General features: G+C 67.9%; 14 protein-coding genes. 3 read left to right on the top strand and 11 right to left on the bottom strand.

Going from position 1 to position 15,183, the window contains the following annotated elements; all coding sequences use genetic code 11:
• Window positions 1-105: 105 nt before the first annotated feature.
• Genes Q0Q48_RS03795 through Q0Q48_RS03750 form a run of 10 tightly spaced genes read right to left on the bottom strand, consistent with a single transcriptional unit; the run spans window position 106 to window position 10,971 of the window.
• The gene (locus Q0Q48_RS03795) at window positions 106-1,296 is read right to left on the bottom strand and encodes an ABC transporter permease (RefSeq protein WP_295134247.1); all 1,191 of its coding nucleotides are present in this window, start codon (window positions 1,294-1,296) and stop codon (window positions 106-108) included.
• 7 nt (window positions 1,297-1,303) lie between these two features.
• Entirely contained in the window at window positions 1,304-2,299 is a 996-nt protein-coding gene (locus tag Q0Q48_RS03790) for an ABC transporter permease (RefSeq protein WP_295134244.1), read from the bottom strand.
• Window position 2,300: 1 nt separating this feature from the next.
• A complete protein-coding gene (locus Q0Q48_RS03785) occupies window positions 2,301-4,265 on the bottom strand; it encodes an ABC transporter ATP-binding protein (RefSeq protein ID WP_295134241.1) in 1,965 nt (654 codons plus the stop codon).
• Entirely contained in the window at window positions 4,262-4,768 is a 507-nt protein-coding gene (locus Q0Q48_RS03780) for a hypothetical protein (RefSeq protein WP_295134239.1), read from the bottom strand. The genes Q0Q48_RS03785 and Q0Q48_RS03780 overlap by 4 nt, the downstream gene beginning before the upstream one ends.
• Complete coding sequence (locus tag Q0Q48_RS03775; RefSeq protein ID WP_295134236.1) at window positions 4,765-5,544, bottom strand: polysaccharide deacetylase family protein; 780 nt, start codon at window positions 5,542-5,544, stop codon at window positions 4,765-4,767. Before Q0Q48_RS03775 ends, Q0Q48_RS03780 begins: the two co-directional genes overlap by 4 nt.
• Window positions 5,541-6,689, bottom strand: coding sequence for a glycosyltransferase (locus Q0Q48_RS03770; protein WP_295134233.1), 1,149 nt, complete (start codon window positions 6,687-6,689; stop codon window positions 5,541-5,543). Before Q0Q48_RS03770 ends, Q0Q48_RS03775 begins: the two co-directional genes overlap by 4 nt.
• A complete protein-coding gene (locus Q0Q48_RS03765) occupies window positions 6,686-7,264 on the bottom strand; it encodes a histidine phosphatase family protein (protein WP_295134230.1) in 579 nt (192 codons plus the stop codon). The genes Q0Q48_RS03770 and Q0Q48_RS03765 overlap by 4 nt, the downstream gene beginning before the upstream one ends.
• 8 nt (window positions 7,265-7,272) lie before the next feature.
• Window positions 7,273-8,385, bottom strand: coding sequence for a glycosyltransferase family 4 protein (locus Q0Q48_RS03760; protein WP_295134227.1), 1,113 nt, complete (start codon window positions 8,383-8,385; stop codon window positions 7,273-7,275).
• Between the two features lie 2 nt (window positions 8,386-8,387).
• The gene (locus tag Q0Q48_RS03755; RefSeq protein ID WP_295134225.1) at window positions 8,388-9,665 is read right to left on the bottom strand and encodes a glycosyltransferase; all 1,278 of its coding nucleotides are present in this window, start codon (window positions 9,663-9,665) and stop codon (window positions 8,388-8,390) included.
• 13 nt (window positions 9,666-9,678) lie between these two features.
• On the bottom strand, window positions 9,679-10,971 hold the full coding sequence (locus Q0Q48_RS03750; RefSeq protein WP_295134221.1) for a glycosyltransferase: 1,293 nt from the start codon (window positions 10,969-10,971) through the stop codon (window positions 9,679-9,681).
• Between the two features lie 167 nt (window positions 10,972-11,138).
• On the opposite strand from Q0Q48_RS03750, the gene Q0Q48_RS03745 reads away from it, so the two are divergent.
• Genes Q0Q48_RS03745 through Q0Q48_RS03735 form a run of 3 tightly spaced genes read left to right on the top strand, consistent with a single transcriptional unit; the run spans window position 11,139 to window position 14,852 of the window.
• Complete coding sequence (locus tag Q0Q48_RS03745; RefSeq protein ID WP_295134218.1) at window positions 11,139-13,859, top strand: ABC transporter ATP-binding protein; 2,721 nt, start codon at window positions 11,139-11,141, stop codon at window positions 13,857-13,859.
• Between the two features lie 16 nt (window positions 13,860-13,875).
• Entirely contained in the window at window positions 13,876-14,325 is a 450-nt protein-coding gene (locus tag Q0Q48_RS03740; RefSeq protein WP_295134215.1) for a Crp/Fnr family transcriptional regulator, read from the top strand.
• Between the two features lie 38 nt (window positions 14,326-14,363).
• Entirely contained in the window at window positions 14,364-14,852 is a 489-nt protein-coding gene (locus tag Q0Q48_RS03735) for a class I SAM-dependent methyltransferase (protein ID WP_295134211.1), read from the top strand.
• Between the two features lie 81 nt (window positions 14,853-14,933).
• Here the strand turns inward: Q0Q48_RS03735 and Q0Q48_RS03730 are convergent, their stop codons facing one another.
• Window positions 14,934-15,179, bottom strand: coding sequence for a GlsB/YeaQ/YmgE family stress response membrane protein (locus Q0Q48_RS03730; protein ID WP_363247529.1), 246 nt, complete (start codon window positions 15,177-15,179; stop codon window positions 14,934-14,936).
• Window positions 15,180-15,183 lie beyond the last annotated feature (4 nt).

Below are 15,183 nucleotides of genomic sequence, written 5' to 3'. Positions count from 1 at the left end.
GGTGTTGCGGCACCCTCATCCGTTCTGCACGGAGCCGGCTCCCGGGCCTCAGAAGGCCCTGCCGCCGGCCCGACGCTTCGACCCTTACGCTTAGGCGCGCAGCGCTTAAGCGTAAGGGTCTGCAGCGTCGCGCATCCCGTCGCCCATGAACTGGTACGCCAGAATCACGAGAATCACCGGCACCACCGGCAGCATCAGCCACCAGTTCACCGCCACGACGTTGATGTCCGTCGCCTCGTTCAGCAGCACGCCCCACGAGGTGATGGGAGGACGCAGGCCCAAACCGAGGAACGACAAAGCCGTCTCGGCCAGGATCATCGACGGGATCGAGAGCGTGGCCGAGGCGATCAGGTGGCTCATGAAGCCCGGCAGCAGGTGGCGGCCGATGATGCGGGCGGGCTTGGCGCCCATCATCTGGGCGGCCGCTGCGTAATCCTCCTCGCGCAGCGACAGGAGCTTGGAGCGGACGGCGCGGCCCAGGCCCGGCCAGTCGAGCAGCGCCAGGATGATGGTGATGCCGAAATAGACCAGCAGCGGCGACCAGGTGACGGGCAGCGCCGCCGACAGGGCCAGCCACAGTGGCAGGTGCGGGAAGCTCTTGATGATCTCGGTCAGCCGCTGGACGACGCTGTCGATCCAGCCGCCGTAATAGCCCGCCAGGCCGCCCAGGATCAGGGCGAGCGCGAAGGAGAGCGCGATACCGATGATGCCGATGGTGAGCGAGATCCGCGCCGCGTAGACGATGCGGCTGAACATGTCCCTGCCCAACCGGTCGGTCCCCAGCAGGAACAGGGTCCCGTCCTCCGGGGGGCAGACGAAGTGGAAGCGGCCCTCGATCAGGCCCCAGAACTCGTAGCTTTCCCCTAAGCAGAAGAAGCGCAGCTTCTGCGGCTTGGTCGTGTCTTCCGAGTAGATGCGCTGCAGGGTGGCCGGATCGCGCTCCATCTTGAGGCCGTACACGAACGGCCCGAGGAAGGAGCCCTCGTGGAAGAGATGGACCCCTTGCGGCGCCGCGAAGATGTAGCGCGAGTGCCTCGTGTGCAGGTCGTAGGGCGCGATGAACTCGCTGATCAGCGTCGAGAAGTACATCAGGAGCAGGAAGGCCATCGAAACGACCGCCGGCTTGTGGCGGCGGAAGCGCCACCACATCAGCTTCCACTGGCCCGCCATGTAGTAGCGTTCCTGCTCGGCGGTCAGCTTGTCGGCGACGTAGGGGTCCCACGGCTCCTTCGAGACGAAGTGCGGCGCGTGGCGGCGGGGGTCGGGCGTCATGCCGGAGGGTGTCGTGTCGGTCATGGCACCCTCACTTTTCCGAACTGCCGAAGCGGATGCGCGGATCGAGCGCAGCCAGCGCCAGGTCCGAAATCAGCATGCCGATCACGGTGAGCACCGCCACGAACAGCAGGAAGGTGGCGGCGAGGTTCACGTCCTGGGTCTTCAGCGCGCTCAGCAGCATCGGGCCCGTGGTCGGCAGCGACAGCACGACCGAGACGATGACCGAGCCCGAGATGACGTCGGGCAGCAGGCCGCCGATGTCGGCGACGAACGGGTTGATGGCGTGCCGCAGCGGATACTTCACCAGCAGCTTCATGGGCGGCAGGCCCTTGGCCCGGCCGGTGACGACATACTGCTTCTGCAGCTCGTCGAGCAGGTTGGCGCGCAGCCGGCGGATCATGCCGGCCGTGCCCGACATGCCGATCACGATGACCGGAATGATCAGGTGCTCCATCACCGAAACGACCTTGCCCCAGCTCAGCGGCTTGTCGATGTACTCGGGATCCATCAGGCCGCCGATCGACAGGCCGAAATAGACCTTTCCGACATAGAGCAGCACCAGCGCCAGCAGGAAGTTCGGGATGGAGAGGCCGATGAAGCCGATGAACGAGGCGACGTAGTCTCCCAGTTTGTACTGATGGGTGGCGGCATAGACGCCGATGATGAACGACACGATCCAGATGAAGGCGATCGTGCTGGTCTCCATCACGATGGTGAGCATCATCCTTTCGCCGATCAGGTCGGCGACCGGCACCGTGTCCTGGCAGGAAAGCCCGAAGTCCCAGCGGAAGATGCCGGCCACCCAGTCGAGGTAGCGGTGCCAGAGCGGGAGGTTGAGGCCGTAGAGTTCGCGCAGCTCTTCGGCGCGCGCGTGGGCATCGGGATCGCCGCGCGCCAGCAGCTCCTCGATCTGCGAGGTGACGCAGTCGCCGGGCGGCAGGTCGATGATGAAATAGACGAGCGCGCTGATCACGAACAGGGTCGGGATCATCAACAGCACGCGGCGGACAATGAACTGCAGCATGTCAGACCACCTCTCGCCCGGTCGGGTACAGATCGGGCCGCGAGACGCGGATGTAATGGCCGGGCTCGGCCTCGGTCCAGAGAAGCGGCGTCTTGCCGTCGTCGCGGAACGGCTCGGGCCAGGCCGTGGGATCGGACGCCTTGCCCTCCATCAGCGCGCCGAGGTCGAGGCGGGCATCGGGATCGGGCATCGGCACCGCCGAAAGGAGCGCCCTGGTGTAGGGATGCATGGGATTCTTGAACAGCTCGCCGGCCGGCGCGAGTTCGACCAGGCGGCCGGCGCACATCACGGCGATGCGGTCGGCGATGTAGTCGACCACCGCGAGATTGTGGCTGATGAACAGGTAGGTGAGGCCGAGCTGCTTCTGCAGGTCCTTGAGCAGGTTCAGGATCTGGGCCTGGATCGAGACGTCGAGCGCCGAGACCGGCTCGTCGCAGATCACCATGTCGGGACGCAGCGCGAGGGCGCGCGCGATGCCGATGCGCTGGCGCTGGCCGCCGGAGAAGGAGTGCGGATAGCGGCTGAGGTGCCGGCGGTCGAGGCCGACCATCTCCATCAGCTCGGCCACCATCTCGCGGCGATAGGCATCGTCGCCGATGCCGTGGATGACCAGCGGCTCGACCAGGATGTCGTACACCGTCATGCGCGGGTTCAGCGAGCCGAACGGATCCTGGAAGATGAACTGCAGCTTGGTGCGGAAGCGGTTCAGCTCCTCGCCCTCGAGGCTCATCACGTCGATCTTGCGGCCCCAGTCGTCGAAGATCACGCGACCGCCCTGGCCTGCGTCGGCCGAGATGCCGCGCATCAGCATCTTGCTGAGCGTGGTCTTGCCGCAGCCCGATTCACCCACCAGGCCGAGGCATTCGCCGCGCAGCACGTCGAAGCTCACGTCGTTGACGGCGCGGATGGAGCGCGTCGTGCCGCCGCCCAGCAGCTGTTCCATCAGCGTGTCGGCCTTGCGGATGCGGAAGGTCTTGGTGACGTGGCGCACCTTGAGCACGGGCGCGTCCGGATTGAACGTCGCGGTCGGCGCCGAGACCGGCTTCTCCTTCAGCAGATGGCCGGTCGAGCCCTTGATCTCGCGGATCGGCTGCAGCCGCTCGCCGGGCTTCATGTCGAAGCGCGGCACCGCATGCAGCAGCGCCCGCAGGTAGGGATGCTGCGGATCGCGGAAGATGTCGTGCAGGTCGCCCGATTCGACGACCTTGCCGCGATACATCACGACCACGTCGTCGGCGACGTTGGCGACCACCCCGAGATCGTGGGTGATCATCAGCAGCGCCATGCCCAGCTCGGACTGCAGGTCCTTCATGAGGCGCAGGATCTGGGCCTGGATGGTGACGTCGAGCGCGGTGGTCGGTTCGTCGGCGATCAGCAGCGCCGGGCGGCAGACCAGGGCCATGGCGATCATCGCGCGCTGGCGAAGACCGCCGGAGAGCTCGAACGGATAGGTCCTGAGCGCCCGCTTCGGATCGGGGAAGCCCACCATGCGCAGCATGTCGACGGTCAGCCCGTCGATCTCGGCGCGGCTGAGCTTGCGGCCATGCTTGCCGCCGAGCGGACCGCCCGGCTGGGCGCCGTGCAACTCCACCGCCTCGCCGATCTGGTCGCCCACGGTGTGGAGGGCCGACAGCGAGGTCATCGGCTCCTGGAAGATGATCGAGATCTGGCCGCCGCGGATGCGCCGCATCGCCGGACCGGCGCGATCGATGCGGGCGATGTCGACGACGCCCTGGTCGACCCGCGGGTCCTGGAACAGGATAGAGCCCGTCGTGATCTTCGCGGTGCGCGGCAGCAGGCCCATGATCGCCTGGCTGCAGACCGACTTGCCCGAGCCCGACTCGCCCACCAGCGCCACCGTGCCGCCGGGCGGGATGGAGAACGACACCTTGTCGACGGCGCGCAGCACGCCTTCGTGCACCCCGAATTCGACGGTCAGGTCCTCGACGCGCAGCAGATCCTTCATACCGTTTCTTCCTGACCCACCACCACGATGCCCATCGATCTCAGATTCGCCCGCGTCACGTCGCTCAGCGGCGCGCCCGTCGCCTCGGCCGCCTGCGCCGCCCGCTCCACGATATCGTGAAAGCCCTCCAGCGCGGAATCGACCTTTATCAATCTGCCGCCTGTCGAGCCGACGCTAAGCTGCATCCAGCCATCCGACCGGTCGCGCTTGGTCGAGAAATAGCTGAGCTTCAGGCGGTCGAGACGATTCCATTCCACCAGCGTCCCGACGGGGCCGTCGGCGCAGAGCGTGTCCGGGCCCAGCACGAAGCGCGTGCGATGGCGCAGGGCCGTGCGCACCAGGAACAGCGCAAAGAGGGCGAAACCCGCCAGCAGGAGCGCCGCCAGCCAGCGATTGACGTCGAGCAGCAGCAGCGGCGCGCCGCACAGCACCACGCCCGCCGTGGCGCGCAGATAATCGGCCACCAGCGTCTGCTGCGGATAGCGCAGATCTGCGGAAGTCACCCGCGCCCTCCCTGACGTCCGGCTTCAGGAGCAAACAGCTCGCGCGCGCTGCGCACACGGATGTTCTCCAGTCTTGTCATTCTTTCACACAACGACCTTAGGAAATCCCATGCCCCGGCGTCCATCGCAAGATGATGACTGAGGATGCCGATCGGCTCGCCGTCGCCGCCGCGTGCACGCGCGAGCGCGGTCACGAGGGCGGAGAGGGCCGTCTCTTCGCCGGCGAAGCGGCGACCGCCCTTCCAGTCGACCAGGTCGACATGCGTATTGACCTGCAGGAGGCCGCGAACCGGATGGACGCGCGCGCGCGGCCCGAAGGTCGAGAGACCGCGATAGCCGATCTCCGGCAAGGTCGGCACGAGGATCGGCGCAATGCGGTTCCATGGCGGTACCATGACAGCGAGCGCCCGCGAACCGAACAACCGCTCCAGCGCCATCCAGCCGGTACCGAGTTCGCCCAGGACCAGCATCGCGGGACGTTGCAGGCCGAGCTCGATCTTCTTCTCCGGCGCCATCGCATGATTGGCGTGGGCATAGCCATGTTGCAGCACGTCGACCCCGGGCTCTTCCGAGAGGCGATCGGCCAACGCGGCCGTCGCTTGCGCCGGCACCACGGCGAGCGCCAGCGGCGTACCGGTCTCGCGCCCGACGGCGAGGAGGCGATCGAGAGCGCGGCCGGCATCGACGGCGTCGTCGTCGCGCCACCACAGCTCGGCGACGCGGCCCGCGTCGCGCCAGCGCGCCACCTCCTCGGCGAGTGCCTGCCAGCCGCTCATGGCGCCACCATCTCCTTCAGTGCCGCGACGGTGGCCGCGGCACCCCCGGCATCGACCGGGGGGAAACTGCGGATCGAAGGGCCGGCCCACGCTCGACCGATCGCGGCCGCGAGGCTCGCGGGCGTCAGATCGTCGGGCGCGACGGCCGCGACCATGCCGCGCTCGACCAGCACGCGCGCCCGGTCGGCCTGCTCGGTCTCGCGCGCCGTGCCGAACGGCACCAGCACTGCGCGATCGCCATGGCAGAGCGTCTCGACCACCGTATTGTAGCCGGCCTGCGAGACCGACAGCACGGCGTTGCGCAGCAGCGCCGGAAAGTCGGCGCGGACCGGCTCGACGACGATGCCGTCACCGGCTGACGCATGGAGCGCCGCCACGTCCGCCTCCGGCATGTTCGGCCCGACCAGCAGGCGCCACCGGCGATCGGCCAGGGGCGAGAGCGGCCGCGCCGCGATGGCGGCATGGAGAAGCGGCGCGCCGACGGCTCCACCGCCGGCCGACACGACCACTTCGCCCGTGCCGACGGTGTCGCCGGACGGAGGCGCGGCCTGCGAATCCATCACGTAGCCGGTATAGAGTGCGCGCTCCTGGATGTCCGGCCAGGCGGGGAAGCTGTCGTCCAGCCGTACCAGGGCGGGATCGGCGTGGACCAGAACGGCATCGAAGGCCTCGAAGGTCTGGACCATCTCGTCGACCCTCGCTGGCGAGGCGGTGCGGCGCAGCACGTCGCGGATCGACGAGACGATCCAGGGGGGCGAGGGCCTGTCCTGCGCCGCCTCGAGCAACGGCAGCAGCTCGAAGCGAAGCTGCGTGCGGCCGAACGGGAACTGTTCGGTCAGCAGGATATCGGGCGCCTCGGCCGCGAACAGGTCGAGCAGCTGCCGCGTGCGCTTCGCGCGAAACGTCTCGTCGGCCGGCGAGCCGTCGAGCCGTGCCAGCTCCTTCAGCCGCGCATCGGCGGCGCGCACCGGCGGCAGTTGATGCAGCCGCGCACCGCCCAGCGCCAGCCCGTCGACCGGCGCGCCGCCCGAAACCAGCAGCACATCGAAGCCACCCGCGGCCAACGCCCGCGCCAGGGCCGCGGCACGACGCAGATGGCCGATGCCCAGCAGGTGCTGCACGTAGAAGAAGACGCGCGCGCTCATGGGGTGAGCGGCACGTTCAGGCGCTCGATCGTGACGCGGCCCCCACCCTGGGCCACGAAGAAATGCAGGCACGTCCAATCGAGCTTGTGCGGCGGGCGGCCCAGCATGTTCCAGCCGGTTGCCAGCGCCAGCAACGCCCGGATCGCCGCCTTGTGCGACACCGCGACGACGGGCTCGGTGAGGGTCGAACTCCATTGCGACAGGCGGGCCATCGTCATGCGTGGCGACTCGCCGCCCGGCGGATGGAAATCGAGACCGGCGGCTTCCGCGGCGGCGAAGGTTTCGCCGCCCGCGGCCCGCAGCTCCTTCACGGTGAAACCTTCCCAGATGCCGAAGCTCATCTCGCGCAGGCGGGAATCGAGGGCGACAGGCATCGAGGGCCGCACGAGCTCGGCGGTGCGGCGCGCGCGTTGCAACGGACTGCTGACGCGCTTCCAGCGATCGGCGGGCGGCGGCAGGCGCCATTGCCGCGCCGCCGCCTCGCCTTCGCGGCTGAGACAGGTGTCGGTCAATCCCTGCAACCGGCCCTCGCCATTCCAGACGGTGGGCGCATGGCGCAGGAGGGCGAAGGGCACGGCATGCATCACCGCACGCCCTTCAGTGTCGCGAGCGCGGACGCCAGCGCATGGGCCGCGGCGCGCTCGTCGTGATGCGCGGCCACGCGCGCCGCGGCGGCAACGCCAAGCCGTGTGCGTTCAGCCGGCGACTCCAGCAGGCGCGTCACCGCGGCCGCAAAGGCCGCCGCGTCTCCGATCGGCGTCAGCAGGCCGGTGACGCCATCGGCCACGACCGCGGGCACACCGCCGGTGCGGCCGGCGACGACGGGCAGGCCGGCCGCCTGGGCTTCGAGAAAGGCCATGCCGTAGGCTTCGTTGATCGCGGGCCAAAGGTAAAGGTCCGCGGCGGCGTAGAGCGCGGGCAGTTCGGCGTGCGGTACGGCGCCGGCAAAACGCACGCGGGATCCGAAGGGCGCCATCAGCGTCTCGATCTCGGCCCGCGCGGGACCGTCGCCCACCAGAAGGGCGCGCCACTCCCTGTCCTTCATCGAGGCGAAGGCGCGGGCCAGCACCCGGTAGGAATCGAGCTTGTCGCGCGTGCGCATCATGCCGACGCTGAGCAGCAGGGGAGGCTGTGCAGCGTCCCGGCGTGAGGGAACACGGAACGGTGCGACGTCGATGAAGGGCGGCAACCAGAGCTGGCGGGCGCCGGGCCGCAGCCGCGCCTTCACGCCGGCAACGTCACGCGGATTGACGGTCAGCACGAGGTCGACCGCCGCCAGCGCCCGCTCCACGGCACGATGGCCGATCCGTGTCGCACCCTGTGCGCGGCGCGGCGCATGCGAGGCCTCGGCGATCACATAGGGGATGCGCAGCGCCTGCGTAACGATCGGACCCAGCCAGTCCGGCTTGCGATAGTAGCAGTGATAGGTGAACCAGAGGTCGAAACGCTCCGGATGATGCGCCGGCAGCGCCCGCCAGCGCGCGATCAATCGCGCCGCCTGCGCGCGTGCGCGGCGCTCACGGGCGAGATGGGAATCCATCGGCGGCACGCCCGGCGCGACGCGACTCGCGGCCGGCATCAGGACCTCGTGGCCGAGACGTTCGAGCAGGCGAACCAGCCCGCGCGCCATCTCGCGATCGCCGGAAGGCACGGGACTGTCGGGTGCCTTCAGCGGCGTGTGCAGCAGGACGCGCACGCCTACTCCGCGGCGCGCGCGGTGTCGGTGCCCTCGCCCGTGCGACCCTGCAGGGCCGACGCGATCCATTCGACGCCGGCTTCGTAGGAGAAGCGCGTGTGCACGACTTCGCCGGCACGCTGCGCCAGCCGCTGCCGAAGCGCCGGATCGGCGATCATGCGGGCGAGCGCCAGACCCAGCTCATGCGGGGCGGCGGGCGGCACGAGCAGGCCGGTCACGCCATCTTCGACGAACTCGCCGATGGCTGCCGCCTGCGTCGACACGAGAGGCAGGCCCTGATGCGCCGCCTCCATCAACACGTTGGGCAATCCATCCTGGTCGCCGTCGGCAGCCCTCTTGCTCGCCAGCACGAACAGATCGGCGCTCGCCAGCGCCGCAAACACAGCCTTCTGCGGCTGGGCACCCCGCCAGACGCAACGGTCGGCGATGCCGAGGGCAGTGGCCTGCGCCTTCAGCGCATCGGACAAGTCCCCCCCGCCGACATGCTCGAAGCGCCAGTGCAGGTTGGCCGGCAGAGATGCGAGCGCGTTCAGGAGATCGTCGTAACCCTTCTTTTCGACCTTGCGGCCGACCGAGAGGATCACGACCGGATCGGCCGGATCCGACCCGTCGCGCGGCGGCCGCGAGGCCGGCGGCGGCGGCAGGTGGGCGAAGTCGAGCCCGTGATAGACGAGGCGCAGTTTTCCCGGGTCCGGTGCCAGCTCCTTCAGCCGCTGCAGGCCGACCTTGGTGCAGGTCACAAGCCAGGCGCAGTCCGCCAGCTTTTCGCTGATGTCCCAGGGCTCGCTGGTCCAGATGTCCTTGGCGTGCGCCGACACGCTCCAGGGCAGGCTGCGCATGGTGGCGGCGTAGCGCGTCACCGAAGCGGGCGTATGCAGGAAATGCGCATAGAGCCGCTCGATCGTGTCAGGCAATTCGACCGCCAGCACCAGCGCCTGGCCCCAACGCCGCACGCGATTGGCCGAGCGGTCGCGCCGGTAGTCGGCGAGGAACTTGGCGCGCGCCGCGGCGTAGCCGGGCAAATGGCGGGCCTTCAGCCAGGCCGACAATACGCGGCGTCGGTCGTCCTCGAGATACTCGGGCAGATAGACGACCTTGGCCGCGACGCGATCATGGACGGGATGACGCGCCTTGTCGGTGGGATGGCGCATCGACCAGAGCTCCAGCGCCACGCCGCGCGCCTCGAGGCCGGCGATCTCCTGGGCGATGAAGGTCTCGGAGAGGCGCGGCCAGCCCTTCAGGACGACCGCGACCCTGGGCCCATTCTTTTCGTTCGACATCAGTGTCCGGAAATCAGCTGCGGTGGCGTCCCGGCAAGGGAACGGGGTCCGCCGAGGCGAGTTCGCCGCCCATGTACGCACCGAGTGTCTCTGCCACATCGAGCGAGGCCGGGCCGCGGTGCGGATGGGAAAGCTGCTTGGAGACGAGCCGCCAGACGCTGCCCAGCCCGTCGAGCAGACCCGGCACCACGACGTCGCTCGGCAGGCCCTGTTGCGGCAGGTGGCGCAGCGCCGTGGCCATCGCCTGTGGATCGCGGCCGCGATTGGGATCCAGCATCTCGATCAGGCCGATGTTGCGGGCGGCACGGGCGCGGATGAACTGCTCGAGGCGCGGATGGGTGCGCGGGACGATGATCGCACGCTTGTCGAACGACAGGATCTCGCAGAACGTGTTGTAGCCACCCATGGCGACCACGCCGGCGGCGCTCTGCATCAGCGCGCCGAGATTGTTGGTGAAGGTGAGGGTCTGGATGTTCGGGAACCGCGCGGCACGTTCCTTGAAGGCCTCGCGTGCCGTGGCCGGCATGAACGGGCCGAACACGATGACCGCTCCGTAGGGGATGTTGGGGTCGGTCTCGTAGGCGGCGAGCACCCAGTCCACCAGTTCGACGCCGTCGCCGCCACCGCCTGGCGTCACCAGGATGAAGGGACCCTCGATCTCCTCCAATTCATGCGGCACGTCGCCATGCAGCGGCAGTTCGCGCCGCAGGTAGCCGGTATAGACCATCTTGTGGCGCACCGAGGGCGGCACGTCGATGCCGGTCAGGGGCTTGTTGACCTGCGGCAGGCCGTAGACCCAGATCTCGTCGTAGAGGTCGCGCAGCGCGGGCACGACGTTCTTGCGCTCCCATTCCTTCGCGAGCTGCGCCGGATCGTCCATCACGTCCCGCAGGCCGAGAACCAGCGGCGTGCCGCGATCCTTGAGCAGCCGCAGGGCGGGTCCGACCTCGCCGCGCAGGCCGAGCGGCTCCTTGTCGACGATGAAGAGGTCGGGCCGGTAGATGTCGGCGGTATCGCGGATGATGCGGGTGCGCATCTCGAGCGTATGCTCGACGTTCATCCGCAGGTTGGCCGAGTCGTATTCGCCGGTCTCGATCTTCACGACGCCGGGAATGCGCACGAAGTCCACCCCCGACCGGAACTCATAGGAACCGACGACGGGCGATCCGGACAGGATGAGCACCGATACGGACTGGTCGGCTTCGACGATGGCGTTGGCGATCGTACGGCACCGGCTCACGTGGCCGAGGCCGAATGAGTCGTGGCTGTAGAGCAGTACGCGTTTGGACCGGGTGCTGGCGGGCATTGGCCTCTCCATCGCCGAAGCAGCTGCCCCGACCGGTGAACGACGCCGAGACTATGCCACAAGCCGCAGGGGACGCGAAGCCGGGTGCGGCAACCCGGCAAATATCTAATGTAATCAAGGCACTGATCGCCTATAGGGAGAGACTGGATCGCGGCGGCGCAGGATTCATGGAACGCAGTCTCTTCTCCTACATCTGGCGACACAGCCGGCCCGAACAGGTCGTCATCCTGCTGCTGGTGGTCCTGGCCCAGATTTTCTACTTCATGTCGCTGACGGTGCCGAAGTCGGTCATCAACAACGGCATCCAGGGCAACGCGTTCAAGGACACCAAGACCATCCCCTTCCTGGTCTGGGAGCTGGACCTCTCGGCCATCTTCCCGGGAAGGGTCATCCGCTTCTTCGACGGATTCCAGGTCGACCAGCTCCAGTATCTCGTGGTGATGAGCTTCGTCTTCCTGGGTGCGGTCGTCGTCAACGGCCTGTTCAAGAAGACCATCAACACCCAGAAGGGCCGCATGGGCGAGCGCATGCTGCGCCGCCTGCGCTACGAACTCTACGACCGTATCCTGCGCTTCCCGCCGGCCCATTTCCGGAAGGTGAAGCAGGCCGAACTCGCCACCATGGTGAAGGACGAGGTCGAACCGCTGGGCGGCTTCATCGGCGACGCCTTCGTGCAGCCGATGTTCCTCGGCGGGCAGGCGCTGACGGCCATCATCTTCATCATGATGCAGAACTGGCTGCTCGGGATCATCGTGATCGTGCTGCTGGCCGTGCAGATGTCGATCATCCCGCGGCTGCGCAAGCCCGTGCTGGTGCTGGGCCGCCAGCGCCAGATCTCGGCCCGCCAGCTCGCTGGCCGCATCGCCGAAACCGCCGACGGCGTGCACGAGATCCACATCCACGGCGCGGCCAACTACGAACGCGCGGACATTGCCGAGCGGCTGGGCGTGATCTTCAAGATCCGCTTCGACCTCTACCAGAAGAAGTTCGTCGCCAAGTTCTGGAACAACATCCTGTCGCAGGCGACGCCCTTCGCCATCTACCTGGTCGGCGGCTACTTCGCGATCACCGGCCATATGGATGTCGGCGCCGTGGTCGGCGTGCTGCTCGCCTACAAGGACCTGCCGTCGCCCATCAAGGAGCTGATCGACTGGGACCAGCAGCGCCAGGACGTGCAGATCAAGTACGAGCAGGTGATCGACCAGTTCCAGCCCGAGGGCATGATGCCCCCGGAGCTTCAGGCGCTCCCCGACGGGCCGCCGCCGCCGCTCGGCAAGGAGCTGGCCCTGGCCGGCGTCGTCGTGAGCGAGGACGGCAGGGTGAAGCAGCTCGACAGCCTCTCGCTGACCCTGCCGCTCAACCGTCGCGTGGCCGTGATCGGCGGCGCGGGCTCGGGCAAGGACGTGCTGGCCCAGGTGCTGGCGCGCCAGACCCTGCCGGCCAGCGGTTCGATCCGCATCGACGGCAAGGATTTCTTCCAGCTGCCGGAGTACGTCATCGGCGCGCGGCTCGCCTATGTCGGGCAGGACACCTACCTTTTCCCGCTGTCCGTGCGCGACAATCTCCTGTTCGGCCTGAAGCTGCGGCCCGTGGCGCCGGCGACCTATGACGAGGCCACGCGGGCACTCCGCGAGACGTTCTGGAAGGAATCGGTGCGCGCCGGCAACCCGGCCTTCGATCCCAATGCCGACTGGGTCGACTATGAGCTGGCCGGCGCCACCGGGCCGGCTGATCTGCTGCCCTGCATGGTGCGGGTGCTGAAGCAGGTCGACCTCGACGAGGACATCTACACGCTCGGCCTGCGTGGCACCATCGATGCAGCCCTGCGGCCCGACCTGGCGGAGAAGATCCTCAAGGCGCGGCATACGCTGCACGAGCATCTCCAGGACGGGACCTATGCCGGACTGGTCGAGCCGTTCAACAAGGATCACTACAACAAGAACCTGTCGGTCGCCGAAAACCTGCTGTTCGGCACGGCGCTCGGCAAGCAGTTCGACGGCGACAACCTCGCGGCCGATCCCTACGTGATGTCGGTCCTGCGGAAGACGGGGCTGGATCTCGACCTGCAGCGCATGGGCCTCACCATCGCCGAGACCATGGTCGAACTGTTCTCCGGCCTGTCGCCCGACAATCCGTTGTTCGAGCAGTACAGCTTCATCTCGGCCGATGAACTGCCCAACGTCCGGCTGCTGCTGCAGCGTCTCGGCGGCAAGGGAATCGAGGCGGTGCCCGAGGCCGATCGTATCCGCCTGATGACCCTGCCGTTCCGCTACATCGAGGCCCGTCATCGCCTCGGCCTGATCGACGCGGCCATGGAAGAGCGGATCCTCAGCGCCCGCCGCGCCTTCGCCGAGGGCCTGCCGGCCAACCTGCGCGACGCCGTCGAGTTCTACGATTTCGAGCGCTACAACAGCGCCGCCACCCTGCAGGACAACATCCTGTTCGGCCGCCTGGTCTACGGCCAGGCGCAGGCCGGCGAGCGCATCGGCACTCTGATCGCGCAGGTGTTCGACGAACTCGGCCTGCGCGATTCGGTGATCGAGGTCGGCCTGGAGTACAATGTCGGCGTCGGCGGCAAGAGACTGCCGGCGACGCAGCGCCAGAAACTCGGCATTGCCCGCGCGCTGATCAAGCGGCCGCAGCTGATGGTCGTCAACGAGGCGGTCGCCATGTTCGACGGCCGCACCCAGGATCGCATCCGCGACAATGTCCTGGCGGACGCCCGGGAAGCGGACCGCGGCCTGATCTGGATCGCCAACCGGCCGAGCCAGGCGGAGCCGTTCGACCAGATCGTCGTTATGCAGGGTGGCCGCGTGGTCGCCCAGGGATCGCCGTCGGAGTTGGCGGCAAGGGGCGGGCTCTACACCGACCTGATGGCGTCGGGATAGGCCCGAGGAGGACACGATGAACCTCAACGAAGAAGTAGAACTGCTGAAAGGCGTGCCGATCTTCTCGAAGGTCGAGCAGGCGAGACTGAAGCTGCTGGCCTTCACCAGCGAGCGGGTGAATTTCGGCATCGGCCAGGAGGTCTGTCACCAGGGCGACCCGGGCGACACGATGTACGTCATCCTGGGAGGAACGGCCGACGTGCTGATCGACACGCCGAGCGGCCAGATCGCCGTCGCCGAGATGAAGCGCAACAGTTTCTTCGGCGAGATCGCCATCCTGTGCGACGTGCCGCGCACCGCGACCATCAAGGCCAAGGAACCGCTCGCCACGCTCAAGATCACCAAGGACATGTTCTATCGCCTGGTCGCGGAGTTCCCCGAGATGGCGATCGAGATCATGCGCGAGCTGGCGCACCGTCTCGAGGACACCAACCAGAAGCTGCGCGCCGCCACCAAGGCCGCCTGAACGGCCCGCAAGAGTCCAGCAAGAGTCATCGCATCGTCATGAGCCGTCTCGACAGTTTCATCGCGCGCATGCAGGCGCAGCGCGACTGCCTGAACTTCCTGAAGCCCGCCATCGATTCCCTACCGGGTCCGATCCTCGAAGTCGGCCTGGGCAACGGCCGCACCTACGATCACCTGCGCGAGCTCTTTCCCGGCCGGGACATCTATGTGTTCGAACGCAAGGTGGCGGCCCATCCCGACTGCATCCCGCCCGACGACCGGCTGTTCCTCGGCGACGCCGATCGCACGATCGAGGAAGCCGTGCGCAGGCTCGGGCCGACTGCCGCGCTGATCCACACCGATCTCGGCACCGGCGATCACGACGCGAACGTCGCGATGGGCAGATGGCTGGGACCCGCGCTCGACCGGCTAGCCGCCTCGGGCAGCTACGTGCTCGCCAACCAGTCGCTCGAGGTCGCGCGCTGGCAGCGCCTGCCCGAGCCCCCGGGCGTGCCGAAGGACCGCTACTTCATCTACCGCGTGAGCTGACTCGATGAAGCGCGCCACTCCGGTGGCGCTCAAGATCATGATTGCGCCACTGGAGTGGCGCGCTCCATTGATTCGGTGGAACTAACGGCCAAAAAGCTGGACCAGCGCCAGCAGGACGATCGCGCCGATCACCGAACCGATGAAGCCGGCCGGCTGGCCGGCGCGGTAGAGGCCGAGCGCCTGGCCGCCATAGGTGGCGATCACCGAGCCCACGACGCCGACCAGGACGGTGATCCAGAAGCCCTGGATCTGCGCGCCGGGACCGATCCAGCGGGCCAGGAGACCGACCACGAAGCCGATCAGGATGGTGACGATGATTTGCAGCATGGCG

This window comes from uncultured Reyranella sp. (assembly GCF_945957355.1).
Taxonomy (GTDB): domain Bacteria; phylum Pseudomonadota; class Alphaproteobacteria; order Reyranellales; family Reyranellaceae; genus Reyranella.
Note: the sequence above shows the minus strand (reverse complement) of the source record. Positions and strands in the feature narration are given on the sequence as shown.

Bases quoted from the DNA above. Each gene is read 5' to 3' on its own strand.
- Q0Q48_RS03795 (WP_295134247.1), bottom strand. From the start codon at position 1,296: ATGACCGACACGACACCCTCCGGCATGACGCCCGACCCCCGCCGCCAC.
- Q0Q48_RS03790 (WP_295134244.1), bottom strand. From the start codon at position 2,299: ATGCTGCAGTTCATTGTCCGCCGCGTGCTGTTGATGATCCCGACCCTG.
- Q0Q48_RS03785 (WP_295134241.1), bottom strand. From the start codon at position 4,265: ATGAAGGATCTGCTGCGCGTCGAGGACCTGACCGTCGAATTCGGGGTG.
- Q0Q48_RS03775 (WP_295134236.1), bottom strand. From the start codon at position 5,544: ATGAGCGGCTGGCAGGCACTCGCCGAGGAGGTGGCGCGCTGGCGCGAC.
- Q0Q48_RS03770 (WP_295134233.1), bottom strand. From the start codon at position 6,689: ATGAGCGCGCGCGTCTTCTTCTACGTGCAGCACCTGCTGGGCATCGGC.
- Q0Q48_RS03755 (WP_295134225.1), bottom strand. From the start codon at position 9,665: ATGTCGAACGAAAAGAATGGGCCCAGGGTCGCGGTCGTCCTGAAGGGC.
- Q0Q48_RS03750 (WP_295134221.1), bottom strand. From the start codon at position 10,971: ATGCCCGCCAGCACCCGGTCCAAACGCGTACTGCTCTACAGCCACGAC.
- Q0Q48_RS03745 (WP_295134218.1), top strand. From the start codon at position 11,139: ATGGAACGCAGTCTCTTCTCCTACATCTGGCGACACAGCCGGCCCGAA.
- Q0Q48_RS03740 (WP_295134215.1), top strand. From the start codon at position 13,876: ATGAACCTCAACGAAGAAGTAGAACTGCTGAAAGGCGTGCCGATCTTC.
- Q0Q48_RS03735 (WP_295134211.1), top strand. From the start codon at position 14,364: ATGAGCCGTCTCGACAGTTTCATCGCGCGCATGCAGGCGCAGCGCGAC.
- Q0Q48_RS03730 (WP_363247529.1), bottom strand. From the start codon at position 15,179: ATGCTGCAAATCATCGTCACCATCCTGATCGGCTTCGTGGTCGGTCTC.